This window comes from Oleiphilus sp. HI0132, assembly GCF_001635845.1.
In genome coordinates this window covers 1-20,496 of sequence record NZ_LWGJ01001747.1, presented here as the reverse complement: position 1 = coordinate 20,496, position 20,496 = coordinate 1, and the positions used below count along the sequence as shown (strand labels likewise).

The following is a 20,496-nucleotide window of genomic DNA, read 5'->3' as shown; positions in this document are numbered from 1 at the left end:
GCCGACTGCAGAGTCGAAAGGCCCGAGATGCTTATCGACGCATCACCTCGAACCTCTCCTTCCACATAGTCCGCCAAATATTTTAAGGTAAAGGCATTTTGCTTCATCTGATTAAACTCACGAAATATAGAAAGATCAGTTTAGCTTGTTAAGCTTCTCGATAATTTTATTTGTATAATCCATTTCTTGATTGGCATATAAAGCCGCTTCACGAGGAATCAACAAATCCAGTTTTTCTTCTTTTACTAGCTCGTTGATCGCTTGATCGATTTTGGGCTTTGAATCACTCAAAAACTCATTCCGTCTTTCTGCCAAAGCCTTATCAAGCTTACCTTTGCGGTACTTATATTCCTGAATCGCTTCTTCAAGATCAGATGCCATTTTCGCTCTTTCATTATCACTCATAATTGCAGCGTCATTTTTTAAGCGCATTTCCAAGCGCTGACCTTCTTCTCCGATAGCACGAACTTCAAGGTCCTGTTTTTTATATTTGGTCACCATTGACTCAGTGAACTCTTTTGCTGCATCTGAAGAAAATAAGGCAGCTCTCATATCAACCAGACCAATCTTCATTTCAGCAAGTGCCGACATAGAGAAGAAAGCAATACTTCCCATCAAAATAATTTGCTTAAATAATTTCATTAAAGACCTCCAACGATCTATTTTATGTTTACTTAGTAACTAGAAAGGCTGCCCTAGGGAGAACTGGAAGAACCGCGTATCGTCCCCGGGAATGTCATTAATCGTCTTACCAAAACTGAAGCCCAAGGGCCCGATAAAGGTTATCCATTGTAAGCTCAAGCCAGTCGACCAACGAATCTCATTCCCATCAAAATCATATCCCCTTGCTGTATCAAAAACATTACCACTATCAACAAAGTACGATAGGCGTAGCGATCGCTGGTCTTTCACAAACGGTACAGGGAAGATCAACTCAGCACTATTTTCAATTAGGAGATTTCCGCCAAAGGGGTCTGTAGACCCACCAGCCTGACTAGGAACCGACTGACGACCAAGCGAATTTCTTTGATAACCTCGCACCGAAGTAATACCACCGGTGAAATAGTTTTCGTAAAATGGAAGTATGCTGGTATCACCATACCCATCAGCCCACGCCAATTTATTGCGAATCCTGAATACAAAGTCATGATCTTTATCGATTGGGAAGTAGGTATTTGAGCGGTAGTTAAGTTTATAAAATGATAGATCACTGAAAGGTACCGACACTTCAAGCGTTAGGCCCTGTCCCCACCCGCGCGTTGGAAACTGCCCGCGATTCAATGTGCTTCTGGTCCATGACCCGGTAAAGCTGTAAGTATTAAAACTCGTACCATATTCAGAAACAAAAGTATTGATTCCGAGCGGCACATCCTCACCTGCAGATAGCTGAGTATTGGTATAACCAAAAGTGAACTTCAAGCGAGAAATACTGTTGATAGGATAACCAAAGGTTACCGATGCTCCCGTTTCATCGATAACAAAATCTGAACGGTCATCTTCGTCAAAATCAGTTTTTCTAGCAAAAAAGCTAAACCCTCGACTCACACCATCGACAGTGAAGTAAGGATCGAGATAGGAAAAGTTAGCAGACTTAACGGACTCAGTGGTATTCACGCCAAAAGAGACCTTCTTACCGGAGCCAAAAAAGTTACTTTCAGAAACACTCAAACCAAGTGAAAAACCGGAACCCTGAGAAAAACCCAAGCTTGCAGAAAGGTTACCGGATGAAGTTTCTTCAACCGAGTAATTCACATCAATTTGATCTGACGTGCCCGGTACTGAGGGCGTATCAATATTAACAGTACTAAAGAAGCCCAAACGCTCAAGCTTAGCTTTAGAACCTTCGATCAAGTCCGTTGATGCAGACCCACCTTCCATTTGAATCATCTCCTGCCGTAAGACTTCATCACGTGTTGAAGTGTTACCACGGAAATTGATTCTTCTTACATAATTCCGTTTACCAGGATCAACAAAGAAAGTAACCGAAGCGGTATAGTCATCATGCGCCTCAGGGATAGCGTTAACATTTGCATAAGTATAACCTTCTGCACCTAAAGCACGAGAGATAAGGTCAGATGTAAGTGTCAGTTTCTGACGTGAAAATACGTCACCCGGTTTTAACATAACAAGCTTTTCTAACACTTCCTTCTCTAGAACAAGGTCTCCCTTCAAGTCGAAGTCCTTTAACGTATATAACGGGCCTTCTGAAATATTAACCGTAACGAAAACATCTTCTTTATGTGGTGAAATCGAAACTTGAGTCGACTCGATGGCAAACTTGATATAACCATTATCCAGATAGAAAGAACGTATACGCTCTAAATCGCCACTCAGCTTTTCTTTTGAGTATTTATCATCACTGGTAAATACTGACCAAAAACTTGGCATCTTGAGCTCCATCAGCTCAATTAGTTCTTCATCAGAAAATGCTTGGTTACCAACGATATTGATATGAAGAATTGAGGCAACTTCTCCTTCGTTGATATTCAACTTGATTGCCACACGGTTGCGAGGTAATTCTTTAACTTCGGCCTCTACAGAAGCAGAGTATCTACCTTGTGTAACATAAGAGCGAAGGATTTCGAGCTCCAGACGCTCAAGCGTTACCCGCTTGAATACTTTTCCTTCTGCCATCCCGGCAGCTTTGAGCCCTTCCAGCAAATCTTCTTCAGAGATATCCTTATTTCCTTCAATTTCGATTTTCGAGATTGAGGGGCGCTCTTGAACAATAATGACCAAATCTCTATCTTCACGGGCGATTTCGATATCTGTAAACAAGCCGGTTTTAAATAGCGCCTTACTTGCTTCAACTATCTTTTCTTCACTAGCAGTCTCACCAACACTTAGGATAAACGCAGAAAATACCGAACCGGCTGATACCCGCTTAAGACCATCAACACGAATATCATTGATAATAAAAGCTTCTGCTTTAGCAGCTAAGGGGGCGATAGCTAGAATCAATAAGCTCAGAGCAAGCCAACTACGAATTATTTTTTTTACGCCAAACACAGACAATCCTATTAATGAATAACCACTACAAACGCATAATATCGTTATATAAAGCTAGAGACATAAGTATCAATATAAATGACACCCCTACTTTTAAACCCAACACCTGCCATTTCTCAGATAGTGGTTCGCCTTTTACAGCTTCGATCAAATAGTAAAAAATATGCCCTCCATCCAAGACAGGAATGGGCAGTAAATTTAAGATTCCTAAGCTTACGCTTAATAAAGCTAGAAAACGCAAAAACTCTTCAGAACCTGACTCGATAGACTCACTTGCTACTTGAGCGATGGTTATCGGGCCACTCAGGTTATCAAGAGAAATTAAGCCCATAATCATCTTCTTGATCGCGTTAAGTGTCATAACACAATCAGCCCAAACTTGTTCACTCGCCTGCATCAGGGATTCAAGAGGACCGTAGCTTATCGTTCTTATCATCTCTTTCGGGTAAGTAAAGGGCTGAACACTCACTCCTAAACGACCAACCGAGGCACCGTCTTCACGTATAAATACTTCTGGTCTAAGTGACAGAGTCTCGACAATAAGCCCATTGTTTTCTCCACTCCTCTCAACCTTAACGACAACATCTTTTTCAGCAGAGACTTTGATTACATCGACAAAAGCAAACCAGTCTTCAATAACTTTACCGCCGGCCTCAATTACTTTATCGCCCGCTTTTAAGCCACCCTGTTCAGCCGGACTATCGGCTAAGACACTCCCCATTACTGCGGGAACAGGCGGCTTTAATGGGTGGACACCTAAGTCCTTAAGCAGTCCATGTGGCTCACGGTCCAACATCCAGTTTTCAACACTTAATGTATAACCATCAGCAGTCTCACTAGCACCAGCCTTAGCGAATAATTCAATATCACCGCTGTCGCCGATACGGTTCACTAAAGCCATACTGACAGAGCGCCAACTCAGAGTATCTCGCCCATCCACCTGAGTTATTTCAAGACCAGGATACAAACCAGCCCTTGCTGCAACCGACTCCTGATCAATTTCACCTATTGTTGGAGTCAAGGCACTGAAGCCAATAATGAACATCAGCCAGTAAGCTGCAATAGCAAATAGAAAGTTCGCGATAGGGCCTGCTGACACTATCGCAATACGCTGCGAGACAGGCTTGCGATTAAAAGCATAAGGAAGCAAAGCGGTTTCTACAGGGGCTTCGCGTTCGTCAAGCATCTTGACGAAGCCACCTAAAGGAATACTAGCAATGGCAAACTCGGTTCCATCCTTGTTTTTCCACATAAAAATCGGGCGCCCAAAGCCTACTGAAAATCGTAGGACCTTGACACCACAACGCTTGGCAACCCAGTAATGTCCATATTCATGGATCGTAACTAGAATACCAAGCGTAATAATTAGCGAGAGTATGGTCTGAATCAGTGTCATTAAATATACTGGCTCATCTTCATTAAGGCCGTTTCTTCTTCATTATTTGCTGTTGAGCTATAACTCTAGCCTCTTCATCAACAGACAATATCTGATTAACTGATGTTATTGGAGCGATTGAGGCATCTTCTAATGTTGACGCAATAATATCAGGGATAGCAGTAAAGGAGACATTACCTTTTAGAAAGGACGCGACAGCAACTTCATTCGCAGCATTTAAGACCGTACACGCAGTACCACCAACATCAAAAGCCTCTTGAGCCAACTTAAGGCAGGGAAAGTTTTCAAGATCAGGCTTTTCAAAGTTTAGTTGAGCAACTTCAAATAAGTCTAATGAAATGGCACCTGAGGCAATTCTTTCGGGCCACGCCAAGCCATAGGCAATTGGTGTACGCATATCGGGGCTTCCCATTTGCGCTATGACCGAGCCATCCAAGTATTCAACCATGGAATGAACAATACTCTCAGGATGAACATGAACCTCGATATCTTTCGGACTGATATCGAACAACCAACACGCTTCGATTAGCTCCAAACCCTTATTCATAAGCGTGGCAGAATCTACTGAGATTTTACTTCCCATCTGCCAGTTTGGGTGTGCGCAGGCCTGTTCTGGCGTCACCGTACTAAGGCGATCACGAGACCACCCCCTGAAAGGCCCACCTGAGGCAGTGAGCAATACACGCTGCACTTCTCGTTCTAAAGACTGGCCACACTGATAGGAACCAGGAAGACATTGAAATATCGCGTTGTGCTCGCTATCGATAGGCAATAGCGTTGCACCTGAACGACTCACCTCTTCCGTAAAGAGCTGGCCAGACATAACTAAGGACTCTTTATTCGCTAGTAAAACTTTCTTACCTTTTCTAGCAGCAGCAAGGTTCGCCTCTAGCCCGGCTGCACCAACGATTGCAGCCATGACGACATCAACATCATCATGTGCGGACACACATTCCAGAGACTCCGCACCTGCCAAAACTTTGATATCAGAAGCATGTTTTAGCAACTCACCCTGCAAGCATTGCGCAGCATCTTCATCCACCATAACCGCAATACTTGGGGAGTGCTTCAAACACAGAGCTAGCATTTGCTCGACACTGCGATGCGCCGTCAGAGCAAATACCCGATACCTGTCTGGGTGCCGACTAATCACGTCGAGCGTGTTTAGACCAATAGAGCCGGTCGCCCCCAAGACACATACACTTTGAATAGTCGACACTTAATAACCTGAATTACTGAGAGTTTGCGAAAAGTAGAATAACACTAGGCGACCCAAGAGAGATTGTATAAAGCAAAGACAAACACTGGAATCGCGGCAACCAAGCTATCAATACGATCAAGCACACCGCCATGACCAGGAAGCAGATTACTACTATCTTTAATACCGCGTTGTCGCTTAAACATACTCTCTGTTAAGTCACCAATTATTGAGATTGAACCAGTAATAATTGAAATGACTGCAAACTGTATAGTCATTGCGAAATTATGTTCTAGCAAATTACTAGCAATCAGAGATAACAATAGACAAGCAGCCAGACCGCCCCAGGCTCCAGCCCACGATTTTCCAGGGGAAACTTTTGGTGCTAATTTCTTCTTACCAAAAGCTCGGCCAGCGAAATAAGCCCCCGTATCCGCGGCCCACACTAACATCAAGATATAAAAAATAAGCCAAAGAACATTTAAGTCAGCTAAGGGCGCATATTCACTTGAGCGTAGAAAAACTAAAGCCTTCCACAAAGGAGCAAGCACAACAAAACCAAGCAGTAACTGAACTATTTTCCCCTTCCACAGGGAAGATGATTCTGGAAAAGTCATGACCAGAACACATGCCAAGGCCCACCATGCAACAGAAAGTGTTAATACCCAGGGAAGAGACATACTGCCGACAAGCAAAAATAGGAAAACCGCCATAACGAGAGCATAAACCACTCGCGCTGCAGAAGCGCTCACGCCTGAAAGGTTAGCCCATTCCCAGGCACCTAAAATAACAATAGCTGCGACAAACCAAGAAAAATACTCTGGAGGCAGTAAAAAAACACCCCCCAAAACAAGTGGAGCAAGAATTAAAGCTGTAATTATTCGTTGTTTTAACACAAAAAGAGTCCCGTGATTATTTACTCGGCCTGATCCAACTGATCATCAGTTTGCCCAAAGCGCCGCTTTCGTCCAGCATAGGCTTTTAAGGCTTCCAGCATCTGTTCCTTCTTGAAATCGGGCCAGTACAAATCGGAAAAATAGAATTCTGCGTAGGCCAATTGCCATAACATAAAATTGCTGATGCGCTGCTCACCCGCAGTGCGAATCATTAAATCAGGTAAAGGCAAGTCACCCAAAGAGATATGTGATTGAATTAAGTCTTCGCTCACATCTTCAGCCGCAATCTCGCCGGAAGCAACTTTATGGGCAATTTTCCGCGTCGCTTGCGCGACATCCCAGTGCCCACCGTAGTTAGCGGCAACGACCAGAGTCATACCATCATTATTTTCTGTTAGTTCTTCCGCTTTCGCCATATGCTCCTGAAGCACATCACTAAACGGCTCTCGATCACCAATAATTCGCAAGCGGATATTATTTGAGTGCAGTTTCTTAACTTCTCGCTGCAAGGCAAAAAGGAAAAGCTTCATTAACGCACCAACCTCTTCGGCGGGCCTCCTCCAGTTTTCACTACTAAAGGCAAATAGAGTCAGCACCTCTATATCTTCCTCAACACAAGCTTTAACGACATCTCTAACCGCATCTACGCCTGCCTTGTGCCCAGAAATCCCTATCTTTTTGCGCTGCTTAGCCCACCTATTATTACCATCCATAATGATAGCAACGTGTCTAGGTTTACTCCCTGAGCTTAGAGGAATGTGCTCACTCAATTTATCTATCCAACCCAATACTTAATAACACGAAATTTAACGAGCGAAAGCATTGGACACACTTTCGCCCGAAACAGGCAGTTTTTATACTTCCATCAAGTCTGATTCTTTTTCCTGCAATAAAGCATCAACTTTAGCAACATAAGTGTCAGTTAGTTTTTGGATACCATCTGCTGCTCTTTTTTCTTCATCTTCTGAAATCTCTTTCTCTTTCAAAAGTTCTTTAATATCGGAGTTAGCATCTCTGCGAATATTTCTAACAGATACTCTTGCACTCTCGGCATCTGCTTTTGCTAGCTTAACCATATCCCTACGAGTTTCCTCTGTTAGAGCTGGCATTGGCACACGTATTAAGTCACCAGAAGTTGACGGGTTTAAGCCGAGGTTAGCTGCTATAATCGCTTTTTCGACCACTGGCACCATTGGTTTTTCCCAAACAGAGATTGCCAAAGTTCTGCCATCTTCAACACTAATATTAGCCGCCTGCTTTAGCGGTGTATCTACACCATAGTATGAAACTGATACGCTATCTAAAATACTTGGGTGCGCTCGACCAGTACGAATCTTGGCAAAAGCAACACCTAGCGCATCAATACTTTTTGCCATACGCTCTTCAGCATCTTGTTTAATTTCATCTAACATATATCTTTCCTTTATTCTTTATATAACTGGCTCGATCTTATTCGTCGGCAGCTGCCTCGATCAATGTACCCTCGGATTCACCCACTACAATACTGCGCAAAACCCCAGGCTTATTCATATCAAATACTCTAACAGGCATATTGTGATCACGGCACAAACAAATTGCCGTTAGATCCATTACACCTAACTTTTTATCCAAGACTTCATCATAACTCAAAGCATCATACTTCACGGCTGTCGGATCTTTCATCGGGTCAGCGTTGTAGACACCATCTACTTTTGTTGCCTTCAATACAACATCAGCATCAATCTCAATACCTCGTAGACATGCAGCAGAGTCAGTTGTAAAGAAAGGGTTACCCGTTCCTGCGCTGAATATTACAACATCACCATCTTTAAGATCTCTAACCGCTCTGCGCCGATCGTAATGCTCAACAACACCACTCATCGGGATAGCTGACATAACACGCGTTGATATATTGGATCGTTCTAATGCGTCACGCATCGCCAAGGCATTCATAACCGTAGCCAGCATACCCATATGATCACCAGTAACACGATCCATTCCAGCCTGGCTTAGGGCAGCACCTCTAAACAAGTTACCACCACCTATGACCATGCCAACCTGAACACCTATACCAATCAGCTGACCAATTTCTAAAGCCATGCGATCAAGTACTTTTGGATCGATCCCAAAGTCCTCATCGCCCATTAGAGCTTCACCACTAAGTTTTAGAAGAATTCGTTTATATTTTGGCTGGAGATTTACAGGCATGAATCACTCTCGGCATTTAAAGCGTAGTTAACAAATACAGGTTAAGAACCTGCTTAATATGCATATGACGTATCTTAATTTCGGGGGAGTCGCCCCCACTAAAAACAGTCTTTCCAGATGAGCAAGTACTCCCCAGACAACTTTAAGATAAAAACCAATTGCCAGATACAATAATGCCGCATAAGAAAAATGGTTATATCACCCTTCTTATACGGCACGGTTGGGAATTGTATCAGGATTGGTAAAAAGTGGAACTATCTTTTCAACATTTACCTGTTAACAAACCCATGTAAACAGACTAAATTAGCCTTTAAGCTGAGCCGCAACCTCTGCAGCGAAGTCAGCCTCTTCAACCTCAATACCTTCACCTACTTCGATACGGACAAAAGAAACAACTTCTGCACCGCCATCTTTAGCCAACTGGCCAACTGTAACTTCAGGATTCTTAACGAAAGGCTGCTCAACCAAGCTGTTTTCCTTAAGGAATTTCTTAATACGACCACCCATCATTTTCTCGACGATCGCATCTGGCTTACCTTCCATATCAGGCTGAGCCTTAATGATATCCTTCTCTTTATTCAACTCTTCTTCAGGCATATCTTCAGGGTTAAGAACACGAGGATTAACCGCTGTTGCATGCATAGCGATATCTCTTGCCAACTCAGGCGTACCACCTTTAAGCGCAACAATCGAAGCAATTCGATTGTTAGAGTGAACATAAGCACCCACAACTTCACCTTCAGACTTAACAGCACGACGAGGAGAAATGTTCTCACCAATTTTCTGAACCAAAGCTTCACGCTCTGAATCAAGAAGACCAGCAACATCAGTAGAACCTGCTTCAAATGCAGCGCCTGCTACGTTATTTGCAAACGCAAGGAAACCTTCGTTCTTAGCAGCAAAGTCAGTCTCAGAGTTAATTTCAACTAACATTGCAGAAGCGTTGTCAGCAGATACTTTAGCCACAACCACACCTTCAGCAGCTGTACGGCCAGCTTTCTTAGCTGCCTTCATACCACTTTTCTTACGCAACTCTTCAATTGCCTTTTCGATATCACCGTCTACTTCAGCAAGTGCTTTTTTACACTCAAGCATACCAAGACCTGTACGCTCACGAAGTTCTTTTACCATTGATGCGCTAATAGCGGCCATGTCAATTCCTCTTTACCGTTACAACCCAAGCGGCTGTAAAATTAAAAAATTTGCTTCCATTACCTGGGCCCAAAAGGCGCTAAAATGTTCGCAAGCGGAACACACCTTCAACCAAATAAGAACCGAAGCATTATTAATAACGAATGAAAACAAGGGCCGGAAAACCGACCCTTGAGCACTTTATAAGAAAACGCTTACAGAAAGATTACTCTGCTGCTTTTTCGCCTTCTTCAGATGCCGCTGACTCTTCCGCCACTTCAACGTACTCACCACCTTTTGAAGAACCTTCAAGCACTGCATCAGCAAAAGCTTTTGCATAAATCTGAATAGCTCTGATCGCATCATCGTTACCAGGGATAACGTAATCAACACCATCTGGATCACTGTTTGTATCAACGATACCGATAACAGGGATACCTAATTTGTTAGCTTCTTTGATCGCAATACGCTCGTGATCAACATCGATCACAACCAATGCGTCAGGTAGACCACCCATATCCTTGATACCACCAATACTACGCTCTAGCTTCTGCATTTCGCGAGTCAGCATCAAAGATTCTTTTTTAGTCAACTTATCAAAAGTACCATCAGTGCTTTGAGTCTCAAGATCGCGGAAACGACGAATGCTCTGACGAATCGTTTTGTAGTTAGTCAACATACCACCCAACCAACGGTGGTTTACGTAAGGCATACCAGCGCGGCTTGCCTCTTCTTTAACAATCTTGCCAGCAGCACGCTTAGTACCAACGAACAATACCTTGTTCTTACCCTCTGACAGCTTTTTAACGAAAGCTAAAGATTCATTAAACGCAGGAACTGTTTGCTCCAGGTTAATGATATGAATTTTGTTACGAGCACCAAAGATGTACTTACCCATTTTAGGGTTCCAGTAACGAGTTTGGTGACCAAAGTGTACACCTGCTTTAAGCAGGTCACGCATAGATACTGATGCCATGTTCTTTTCCTTTAATATGTTTGGGTTAGACCTCCACGAGTCCCATTAATCAACCATGAACCAAAACCACCGTAGCAGAAGCAGAACACAGCACCCAGATCAATGTGTCGAAACGTGTGCGGATTTAAGTCAATCGAGATTACCGACACCCTGCTGGATGTGAGTTCCCGAAATTTGCGTGCGCTTTATACCATATCCTCTTCAAAATAAAAAGCGCATTCCTACATTTATAGCAGGCCAGGCCACTCCATTCTACGTTCAACCTTTAACAATATAAATCGAGCAGCCACCAGCAAATAACAATAATTATTCAATTAACTCCCCTTTCGAGGTAGAATGCGGCGCATTTTTGATAAAAGTCTGTGTCGCAAATGGCGCTATAATGCTCTCCCGACACCATAACAACCCTTAGACAAAAGGCTCTCTTTTCGAGTTATGAATACTAAAGTTACCATCAAGTCCAACGAAGAAATTGAAAAGATGCGGGTTGCCGGGCGACTCGCCGCCGAAGTACTGGAAATGATCGAAGAGCACGTTGTTGCTGGCGTTTCAACCGGTGAACTAGACAGGATATGTCATGATTACATCGTTAATACTCAAAACGCCATTCCCGCACCACTTAATTATAAAGGCTTTCCAAAGTCTATCTGCACCTCGGTCAACCATGTCATCTGCCACGGTATTCCAAGCGACAAGAAAGTGCTAAAAAGTGGTGACATAGTAAATGTCGACATCACTGTCATTAAAGATGGCTACCACGGTGACACCAGTAAAATGTTTTTCATTGGCAAGCGAAGCATTGCTGCCGAAAGACTATGCAAAATTACGCAAGAATGTTTATACAAAGGCATTGCCCTTGTTAAGCCGGGTGCAAGACTAGGCGATATTGGCGCTGTTATTCAAAAGCATGCTGAAAACAATTACTATTCTGTAGTACGCGAGTATTGCGGCCATGGCATTGGTGCTGTTTTCCATGAAGAGCCGCAGGTCATGCATTATGGTAAACCAGGCACCGGCCTTGAGCTAAAAGAAGGCATGACCTTTACTATCGAGCCAATGATTAACCAAGGCAAACGCCACTGCAAACTCTTACCAGATGAGTGGACAGTCGTGACCAAAGATCACAAGCTTTCTGCGCAATGGGAGCACACTTTGCTAGTTACCTCAGACGGTTGTGAAATACTGACCTTACGTAAGGAAGAGGAAGGTCTGCTAAGTTAAGCACAAGCCGATAAAACTATGACGCAACACAGCTCGCTCTTCGAAAAGTTCACCCACGCATCTAGCCTGGACATGCAAACATTAGTCTCTGACTTAAGTACTTGCTCACAACCAGCCCTGAATGTTCGGACAATCCTGGAAGATAGTAAGCAAGTCCTTGATCAGCTGTATCTGGCAAACGAAGATATCCGTCAGCTTATCGAAGTTAAATCCAAACTCATGGATTATATTCTTAAAGGTTTATGGGCACGCTTCGGGTTCGACCAACATGTTAGCCTTATTGCTGTTGGCGGTTATGGCCGAGGCGAGCTGCAACCACATTCAGACATTGACTTACTTATCCTGGTAAGGAATGAAATTGATGATCAGCTGGGCACCAAACTGTCTGACTTTATCACACTATTATGGGACCTGAAACTAGACATCGGCCATAGCGTTAGAACGATTGATGAATGCATTGAAGCCGCTAAAAGCGATGTCACCATTGCGACCAACCTATTGGAAACGCGCACTATCGATGGTGACCCTGAACTGCTGAGCATTATTTCAGACAAGGTCTACTCCGACGCAGTTTATACCTCTAAAGCCTACTTTCTAGCTAAACGCGAAGAACAAAGTGCACGCCACCTGAAATATAGCGGCACCGAATACAACCTCGAACCAAATCTGAAATCTTCCCCTGGCACCTTGCGAGATATTCAGACCATTACCTGGATTTCTAAGCGCCACTTTGGTGCTGAAGCTCCCAGCACACGCTCACGCTACCACTTTTTGACAGACGAAGAATTCCGCATGCTAGTCAGCGGCGAGACCTTTCTTCTTACCCTTCGTTATGGCCTGCAGATTATTGCCGACCGCAACGAAAACCGACTGCTATTTGAACACCAGCGCAAGCTTGCAGAAATACTCGGCTTTGAAGATGACGAGCAAAAGCTCGGTGTCGAGAAAATGATGCAACGCTACTATCGCATCGTATTGGGTTTAGCCGAACTTACTGACGTGATACTTCAGTACTTTGATGAGTTTTATCTAAACCCCGAGAGTGATGACAGTGTCCAAGAACTAGGTAAACGATTCCAAATTAATCACGGCTATATTGAAGCTAAGTCAGAAGATATTTTTGACCGCTCACCTTATGCGTTGATAGAGATTTTTTTGCTACTCGCACAAAACCCTCAGATCATTGGCATAAAAACCACGACAATTCGTCAAATCCGTGAACATCAATATCTTATTGATGACAGTTTCCGAAACGACCTGGCTAACACAAGCTTATTTATGGAGATACTGCGCACACCGCACGACCTTCATAAAACCTTAAACGCCATGCTTAAGTACAATGTACTGGGCCGCTACTTACCTGAGTTTGGACAGATCATCGGCCAAATGCAGCATGACTTGTTTCATTGCTATACAGTTGACGCGCATACGATTCAGCTTATCAAGAACCTGATTCATCTTGACTACCCTGAGGCAAAAAAAGAGTTTCCACTTGCCTGTCGTTTATACCGTTATATCCCTAAACGTGAAATCCTTTATACTGCTGGTATCTATCACGACATTGCTAAAGGGAGAGGCGGAGACCATTCCGAACTTGGCGCCATCGATGTTGAAAACTTCTGTCAGAACCATCATTTTAGCGAGCGCGATACACGACTCACTTCCTGGCTGGTCGAAAACCACTTACTAATGTCTATGACAGCGCAGAAGAAAGATATTGATGACCCTGAAGTTATTCATCAGTTTGCGCAACTAATTCCTAGCCTTACTCACCTTGAGTACTTATATATTTTGACTGTCTGTGATATTTCTGCGACCAATCACACCTTGTGGAACAGCTGGCGCGCGACACTGATGCAGCAGTTATATATCGAAACCAGGCGCGCAATACGTCGCGGCACAGATAAGCCTGTTGATCGCAATGACTGGATAGAAGCCACTAAACGCGAAGTCCGAACCCTACTCATCGATAGCGGCTATACCACACCCGAAATCGATGCTTTATTGGAATCCTTTGAAGACGACTACTTCCTTCAAGATTCAACCGCCGACATTGTCTGGCAAATCTCTGAAGTACTTAATCATGGCAGCTCAAGTGAACCACTGATCATCATTCGCGACACCCAAACCATGCAAGGTGACGGTTTCAGCCATGTTATGGTTTATGTACGTTCCAAAGACGATCTATTTGCCGCCACCACCGCTGTACTTGAGCAGCTGAACCTTAACGTCTTAAATGCCCGCATAAGCGCATCAAGAGGTGAGTTCAATTTGAGCCACTTTATTGTTACCGATGCGCACAACATGCCCTTAGCAAACGATGTAGAACGAAAAGAGCAAGTTCGCTCACGCTTGATAGAAGAGCTCGACGACCCGGAAGACTACCCCGAGATAATCAGCCGCCGCACGCCGCGCCAACTGAAGCATTTTGCCTTCCCGACGGAAGTGACTTTCAGCAATGACATGATTAATCAGCGTACCGTGATGGAGGTTGTAACGCCTGACCGTCCAGGCCTACTCGCACGGATTGGTCAGGCACTTCTAAAGCATAATTTATCATTGATCAATGCACGTATTGCCACCTTGGGCGAGCGAGTAGAAGACGTTTTCTTCATTACCGACACAGACGGTCAACCGCTTAGTGACGCAATGATTTGCGAGGCCTTACAGCACGACATATGTACACTTCTAGATGAGCAGGTAGAAATAACCTCATGAACCCAGACTTGAATAAACTTCAGCCCTATCCCTTTGAAAAGCTTAAAGCACTGCTCGGGCAAGTAACACCATCAGCAGATTATTCAGCTATTCCCTTGTCTATTGGTGAACCGAAGCACCCTTCTCCGCAGTTTGTGCTCGACAGCATCACCAATAACCTAGGCAAAGTCGCAATATACCCAAGCACAAAAGGGTTACCTGAGTTTCGAAAGAGCATGACAAACTGGGCGACACAACGCTTTAATCTAAAGCCCGGCACTCTTTGCAGCGAAGATAATATTCTTCCGGTAAACGGCACACGAGAGGCAATTTTTTCTTTTACTCAGGCGGTCATCGATAGAGAAGCCAGTAATCAAGCTTTAGTGCTGAGCCCTAATCCTTTTTATCAGATCTATGAGGGCGCTAGCTATCTTGCAGGGGCTGAGCTTGAATTACTTCCTACACTAGAGCATACCCAGTTCATTCCCGACTACGACTCAGTCGCCGATAGCACTTGGGACCGCTGCCAGATTCTATTCATGTGCTCTCCGGGCAACCCGACAGGCGCTGTCACGCCCGCTGAAACGCTTAAAAAGCTCATAAAACTAGCCGACAAGCATGACTTCATTATTGCATCGGACGAATGCTATTCGGAGATCTATTGCGATGAAGACCAAGCTCCGACTGGTTTGCTAGAGGTCTGCGCCGAAATAGGAAGAGATGATTATAAGCGTTGTATTGTCTTTCATAGCTTGTCAAAGCGCTCAAACCTGCCCGGCCTACGCTCAGGATTTGTTGCAGGTGATGCAGACTTGTTAAAAGGCTTCTTGAAATACCGAACTTATCACGGCTGCGCAATGCCGATTCAACACCAGTTAGCAAGCATTGAAGCCTGGAACGATGAAGCTCACGTACAAGAGAACCGTAAAGCCTACAAACGAAAGTTCGAGGCAGTTCTTGAAATTTTAAGCCCGGTACTGAACATCAAGCAAAGTGATGCGAGCTTCTACCTTTGGCCAGAGACACCGATATCGGATGAAGAGTTTGCTCAAAAGCTATATCAACAAAAGCATGTCACCGTGCTTCCGGGCAGCTATTTGTCTCGTACCGTCAAGGGTCTAAATCCGGGTAAAAATAGAATCAGAATGGCCTTAGTTGCCAGTGAAGAAGAGTGCATCGAAGCGGCAACTCGAATTCGTGAATTCGTTGAATCTCTTTAACGCTCTTTCCACAAACAACTTTCGTACAAGGTAAAACAATGAGTACAGTAAAAATCTACGGAATTAAAGCCTGCGATACCATGAAGAAAGCGCTAACGTGGCTGGAATCGCATGATATTGATTTTGAATTTCATGACTATAAGAAGACGCCTATTGATGAGCAAAGCCTCGAAGATTGGCTTAGCCAGGTACCTTGGGATGAACTAATCAATAAACGTGGTACAACGTGGCGTAAACTAAGCGATGAGGACAAAAGCGATATAGACAACGCAAAAGCTATTCGCCTAATTCAGAGCAATAATTCCATGATTAAGCGTCCGGTTTTAAAGATCGACAATCAAATTCATCTTGGATTCAAGGCTGATAGTTACGCCCATTTATTCGAGACAAACGACTAAATAAAAAGACGAGGCCAGCCCTCTTCTCTTAAACAACTTATACATATTACTTAATTAGGAGTATTCCATGACAATTGCACTAGGACTTGGTATCGGTAGCAAAAACGGCGCAGGCGAGTGGCTTGAAACATTCTTCCCAGCACCACAATTCCAACCTGACTCCTCTTTGGTTGCTAGCATCCAAGAAACACTAGGCCTTGAAAGCGGCAATACAACAACAGAATTAAATGATGAGCAGATTGAAGAGCTAGCAAAAATCGCAGCGCTTTCTGACATCGCAAGCCAAATGAAAGGCTCAAAAAGCCCGGCTGTAGTGGTTATTATCGAAGAAGATGGCAAGGCTAGCAGCACGCCTGAAGTGTATTTAAAACTACACCTTTTGTCTCATCGCCTGGTTAAGCCGCACGGCATTAATCTTGACGGTATTTTTGGTTTACTGCCAAATGTTGCATGGACAAATAAAGGCCCTATTGACCTATCTGAATTAACAGCAAAGCAACTTGAAGCACGCGTAGCCGGTGAATTGATTGAAGTTAAGTCTGTTGATAAATTTCCACAGATGACCGACTACGTCGTACCTGGCGGCGTCCGTATTGCCGACACAGCCCGTGTACGTCTTGGCGCCTACATTGGTGAAGGCACCACGATCATGCACGAAGGCTTTGTAAACTTTAATGCAGGTACAGAAGGCACTTCCATGATCGAAGGCCGTATCTCTGCGGGTGTTATGGTAGGAAAAGGCTCTGATCTTGGCGGTGGCTGCTCTACCATGGGTACCTTATCTGGTGGCGGTAACATCATCATTGCGGTTGGCGAGAACAGCTTGATAGGTGCCAATGCAGGTATCGGCATTCCTTTAGGTGATCGCTGTACTGTTGAGTCAGGTCTCTACATTACTGCCGGTACAAAAGTAGTTATGCTTGACGCTGAAAACCAGGTCGTTGAGACGGTTAAAGCACGTGATCTAGCAAATAAAGCCGACCTACTGTTCCGCCGAAACTCGGCAAATGGTCGAGTTGAATGCTTAACTAATAAGACTGCCATTGAACTGAATGAAGAGCTTCACGCCAACAACTAGTATCTGGCTAAGCAACTAACACTGCCCTAACAGGACAGTTCTTGAAGGCGCACTCATAATCAAAGCTTTTTAATGCTTACATCTATGGATGCGCTTTTTTGCATATACAAAACGATTAAAACGACGAGCCAAATTATGAGTGATACCACAACTGACACGATCCAACTTAGCCAAGCACTTATACAGCAGCCCTCTGTCACACCAGAAGACTGTGAGTGTCAGGATATTATGATGCGTCATTTGGCTCCTCTCGGATTCAAAGCCGAGACAATGATCTTTGAGGATGTGACCAATCTTTGGGCTCGCAAAGGTAACGAAGCACCTTTAATTGCGTTTGCCGGTCATACCGATGTTGTCCCTACTGGCCCTGAACAAGAGTGGACATACTCACCCTTTTCGGCCCGTATTCAGGGAGATATGCTACATGGTCGTGGCGCAGCTGATATGAAGGGTAGCCTGGCTGCATTTATCACCGCCTGTGAGCGCTTTGTTAAAAAACATCCCGACCATAAAGGCTCTATCGCTTACTTAATTACCAGCGATGAAGAAGGACCAGCAACAAACGGTACCGTTAAGGTTGTTGAAACATTGGAGGCGCGTAATGAAAAAATTGATTGGTGCCTGGTTGGTGAGCCATCCAGTACCAAGGTGCTCGGTGATGTGATCAAGAACGGCCGCCGCGGATCTTTAAACGCAAAACTTACCATTAAAGGCAAACAAGGACATGTTGCCTACCCGCACTTGGCGAACAACCCTATTCACCTGGCAATGACTGCCCTTGACGACCTATGCAAACTTGAATGGGACAGTGGCAATGAATTCTTCCCCGCGACATCATTCCAAATCACCAATATCAATTCCGGTACCGGTGCGACGAACGTGATACCCGGTACTGTCGAGACACTTTTTAACTTTCGATTTTCTACTGAAGTCACCGCCGAGCAACTTAAAGCAGGTGTCGTCAAAGTGCTTGAGCAACACAAGCTGGATTACGATATCCAGTGGACATTAAGCGGAGAGCCCTTCCTAACCGCAGCGGGCCCACTCGTCGACGCAGCGGTTAAAGCGATAAAAACAGTTAAAGGTATCGACACAGAGCTTTCAACCTCAGGCGGAACCTCTGACGGCCGTTTTATCGCACCAACGGGCGCACAAGTGCTTGAACTTGGGCCGCTCAACGCAACGATTCACCAAGTTGATGAACACGTGAGTATCACCGACCTGAACGACTTGTCAGTGATTTACGAGCAGATCTTGGAGCACCTGCTAACATAAGCCAAGCGCTAAGATACTATGGATACTCTAAGCCCCTATTTACTCTGCCCCGTTTGTAAGGAGCAGCTCGTTCTTGCAGACGATCAAAAAGGCCTATGCTGTCGCAACAAGCATAGGTTTGATCGCGCCAAGCAGGGCTACCACAACTTATTATTAAGCCAAAATAAGCGGAGTAAGCACCCGGGAGATACGACTGAAATGGTCGCCGCTCGTCGTGACTTCCTTGATCAAGGCTACTACGCTAATCTTGCCGAGCGATTTATTCACCATGCTGAAGACGCGCTAGCTAAAGATTCTGAAAAAGCCTTCCACTATTGCGACTTAGCATGTGGCGAAGGCTATTACACTCACAAGCTCCACACCAAGTTGCTTAGTTATTTTCAAGAGGTATACACAAGCGGTATTGATATCTCGACACCTGCAATTAAATCAGCCTGCCGGCGCGACAAATCAATTAACTGGTGGGTAGGTAGCGCTGCGAATATCCCCTTGGCCGACAATTCTCAAGATCTGGTAAGCGGCCTGTTTTTCCATTTTGACCTGGAAGAAATATCTCGCACAGTTCGCCCCGGCGGTCATGTGATCCTTGTAAATACCGGCCCTAGACATCTAATAGAGCTTCGCCGTGTTATCTACGATGAACTCAAAGCCGAAACGCGAACAGAATTTGAAAGCCTCCCTACGAGCCTTCAGCATGTGAAGACTGATTACTTTGAGCAAACAATTCAACTACCTAGCTCACAAGACATCATTAACTTGTTTTCAATGACACCGCATTACTGGCGCTGTAAACCGGAAAAAAGAGCTCTACTTGAGTCCCTTGATACTCTAGACTTACAGCTAGACATACAGTTTGATATATTTCAGAAGAAGTAAATCAGCCACTATCAGTACTGATCACTAATAAGAGTTTAAAAGCCACTACCGTGTCGTCTAAAAAACATAATCAGCAGAATTATTTTAAATACTTTCTGATCAGTGCCATTTGTACCCTGGCAGGCCTCGGAACAATTGTATACGTTAATATTCTCTTGCCCGCATCTGAAAAGCAGGAATTACTTGCGCTAATTGGTCTTATTCTTAGCGTGCCTAGCGCTATCATCGCCTTTTACTGCTATATTCGCCTTCTCGTAAGCAGAATCCAGAATTTCTTGGACAAATAAATGATAACGCCCGATATAGAAATATACATAAAGAACATAAACAACAGTGAATTGCTCGCCTGGCTAAATACTCACTTTACAACCATCGATATCAACCTTGAAGCAAGCAGCTTATCCGAAAAGAAAAGTATCTCGGGCACCCTTTCACGCGAAGGGAATAAGATCCCTATCGTCGTTACGCCCTGTGCAGCAGGAAAGTCTTATTGCAGTGTTTGGTTCAAATCGTCTGAAACACCTTGGGACAATGATGAAGCCTGCGCACTAAGCCTGTTAGAGATGTATGAACTTGAGGTCAGGTGTGCCGCACATAGCTGGCAAGAAGGGGAAGATGAAGCAGGTGAATATTGGAATGCCATCACCCGAAACGAAAAAAAGCTTATCCGCTGGGGATAAGCCTTTTCTGTAGAAGCTAAAGAGCTAGAGGCTTACTTGGCAACCGAAACGTTGTCTGCCTGCATACCCTTCTCACCCTCACTCAAATCAAAGCGCACTGCTTGGCCTTGACGCAATGAGCGACGACCGCGACCACGAATTGAACGGAAGTGAACAAAAACATCTTCGCCCGCATCGGTCGTAATAAAACCAAAACCTTTATTCACATTGAACCATTTAACGGTACCGGACTCTACACCCTCAGGTGTATCATCGTCG

At 44.4% G+C, this 20,496-nt stretch carries 19 protein-coding genes; 8 read left to right on the top strand and 11 right to left on the bottom strand.

Annotation, left to right across the window (positions count from 1 at the left end):
- Window positions 1-135: 135 nt before the first annotated feature.
- The 10 genes from A3766_RS26740 to rpsB all read right to left on the bottom strand — a co-directional run bounded on the left by A3766_RS26740 (window position 136) and on the right by rpsB (window position 10,793).
- Window positions 136-642 (bottom strand): OmpH family outer membrane protein, encoded by a 507-nt coding sequence (locus A3766_RS26740; protein ID WP_068508219.1) that lies wholly within the window; start codon window positions 640-642, stop codon window positions 136-138.
- 39 nt (window positions 643-681) lie between these two features.
- On the bottom strand, window positions 682-3,009 hold the full coding sequence (gene bamA / locus A3766_RS26735; RefSeq protein ID WP_231877470.1) for an outer membrane protein assembly factor BamA: 2,328 nt from the start codon (window positions 3,007-3,009) through the stop codon (window positions 682-684).
- 25 nt (window positions 3,010-3,034) lie between these two features.
- Window positions 3,035-4,405: an RIP metalloprotease RseP gene (rseP, locus tag A3766_RS26730; RefSeq protein WP_068508221.1), complete on the bottom strand. Its 1,371-nt coding sequence runs from the start codon at window positions 4,403-4,405 to the stop codon at window positions 3,035-3,037.
- 22 nt (window positions 4,406-4,427) lie between these two features.
- Window positions 4,428-5,624, bottom strand: a complete 1,197-nt coding sequence (ispC, locus tag A3766_RS26725; RefSeq protein ID WP_197470010.1) for a 1-deoxy-D-xylulose-5-phosphate reductoisomerase — start codon at window positions 5,622-5,624, stop codon at window positions 4,428-4,430.
- A 44-nt stretch (window positions 5,625-5,668) separates the two neighbouring features.
- Window positions 5,669-6,499: a phosphatidate cytidylyltransferase gene (locus A3766_RS26720; RefSeq protein WP_068508223.1), complete on the bottom strand. Its 831-nt coding sequence runs from the start codon at window positions 6,497-6,499 to the stop codon at window positions 5,669-5,671.
- A 20-nt stretch (window positions 6,500-6,519) separates the two neighbouring features.
- Window positions 6,520-7,278 carry a polyprenyl diphosphate synthase gene (gene uppS / locus A3766_RS26715; protein ID WP_068508246.1) on the bottom strand — a complete coding sequence of 253 codons (759 nt, stop codon included), beginning with the start codon at window positions 7,276-7,278 and terminating at the stop codon, window positions 6,520-6,522.
- Window positions 7,279-7,353: 75 nt separating this feature from the next.
- Window positions 7,354-7,911, bottom strand: a complete 558-nt coding sequence (gene frr / locus A3766_RS26710) for a ribosome recycling factor (RefSeq protein ID WP_068508225.1) — start codon at window positions 7,909-7,911, stop codon at window positions 7,354-7,356.
- A 37-nt stretch (window positions 7,912-7,948) separates the two neighbouring features.
- On the bottom strand, window positions 7,949-8,686 hold the full coding sequence (gene pyrH, locus A3766_RS26705; RefSeq protein WP_068508227.1) for a UMP kinase: 738 nt from the start codon (window positions 8,684-8,686) through the stop codon (window positions 7,949-7,951).
- A 303-nt stretch (window positions 8,687-8,989) separates the two neighbouring features.
- Window positions 8,990-9,838 carry a translation elongation factor Ts gene (gene tsf / locus A3766_RS26700; protein WP_068508228.1) on the bottom strand — a complete coding sequence of 283 codons (849 nt, stop codon included), beginning with the start codon at window positions 9,836-9,838 and terminating at the stop codon, window positions 8,990-8,992.
- 205 nt (window positions 9,839-10,043) lie between these two features.
- Entirely contained in the window at window positions 10,044-10,793 is a 750-nt protein-coding gene (rpsB, locus tag A3766_RS26695) for a 30S ribosomal protein S2 (RefSeq protein WP_068508230.1), read from the bottom strand.
- Between the two features lie 435 nt (window positions 10,794-11,228).
- Between rpsB and map the strand changes: the two genes are divergently transcribed.
- The 8 genes from map (at window position 11,229) to A3766_RS26650 (ending at window position 20,238) form a co-directional block, all read left to right on the top strand.
- Complete coding sequence (gene map / locus A3766_RS26690; RefSeq protein WP_068508232.1) at window positions 11,229-12,014, top strand: type I methionyl aminopeptidase; 786 nt, start codon at window positions 11,229-11,231, stop codon at window positions 12,012-12,014.
- 18 nt (window positions 12,015-12,032) lie between these two features.
- Window positions 12,033-14,732 carry a [protein-PII] uridylyltransferase gene (gene glnD, locus A3766_RS26685; protein ID WP_082880342.1) on the top strand — a complete coding sequence of 900 codons (2,700 nt, stop codon included), beginning with the start codon at window positions 12,033-12,035 and terminating at the stop codon, window positions 14,730-14,732.
- Window positions 14,729-15,931 (top strand): succinyldiaminopimelate transaminase, encoded by a 1,203-nt coding sequence (gene dapC / locus A3766_RS26680; RefSeq protein ID WP_068508234.1) that lies wholly within the window; start codon window positions 14,729-14,731, stop codon window positions 15,929-15,931. Before glnD ends, dapC begins: the two co-directional genes overlap by 4 nt.
- 38 nt (window positions 15,932-15,969) lie before the next feature.
- A complete protein-coding gene (locus A3766_RS26675; protein ID WP_068508235.1) occupies window positions 15,970-16,329 on the top strand; it encodes an ArsC family reductase in 360 nt (119 codons plus the stop codon).
- Window positions 16,330-16,396: 67 nt separating this feature from the next.
- On the top strand, window positions 16,397-17,407 hold the full coding sequence (gene dapD / locus A3766_RS26670) for a 2,3,4,5-tetrahydropyridine-2,6-dicarboxylate N-succinyltransferase (RefSeq protein ID WP_068508236.1): 1,011 nt from the start codon (window positions 16,397-16,399) through the stop codon (window positions 17,405-17,407).
- Between the two features lie 135 nt (window positions 17,408-17,542).
- Complete coding sequence (gene dapE / locus A3766_RS26665; protein ID WP_068512944.1) at window positions 17,543-18,682, top strand: succinyl-diaminopimelate desuccinylase; 1,140 nt, start codon at window positions 17,543-17,545, stop codon at window positions 18,680-18,682.
- An 18-nt stretch (window positions 18,683-18,700) separates the two neighbouring features.
- Window positions 18,701-19,558, top strand: coding sequence for a putative RNA methyltransferase (locus A3766_RS26660; RefSeq protein WP_068512897.1), 858 nt, complete (start codon window positions 18,701-18,703; stop codon window positions 19,556-19,558).
- Window positions 19,559-19,845: 287 nt separating this feature from the next.
- A complete protein-coding gene (locus tag A3766_RS26650; protein ID WP_068508916.1) occupies window positions 19,846-20,238 on the top strand; it encodes a hypothetical protein in 393 nt (130 codons plus the stop codon).
- A 32-nt stretch (window positions 20,239-20,270) separates the two neighbouring features.
- Here A3766_RS26650 and A3766_RS26645 read toward each other — a convergent pair.
- A partial coding sequence (locus A3766_RS26645) for a cold-shock protein (RefSeq protein ID WP_304440986.1) occupies window positions 20,271-20,496 on the bottom strand: 226 nt, incomplete at its 5' end.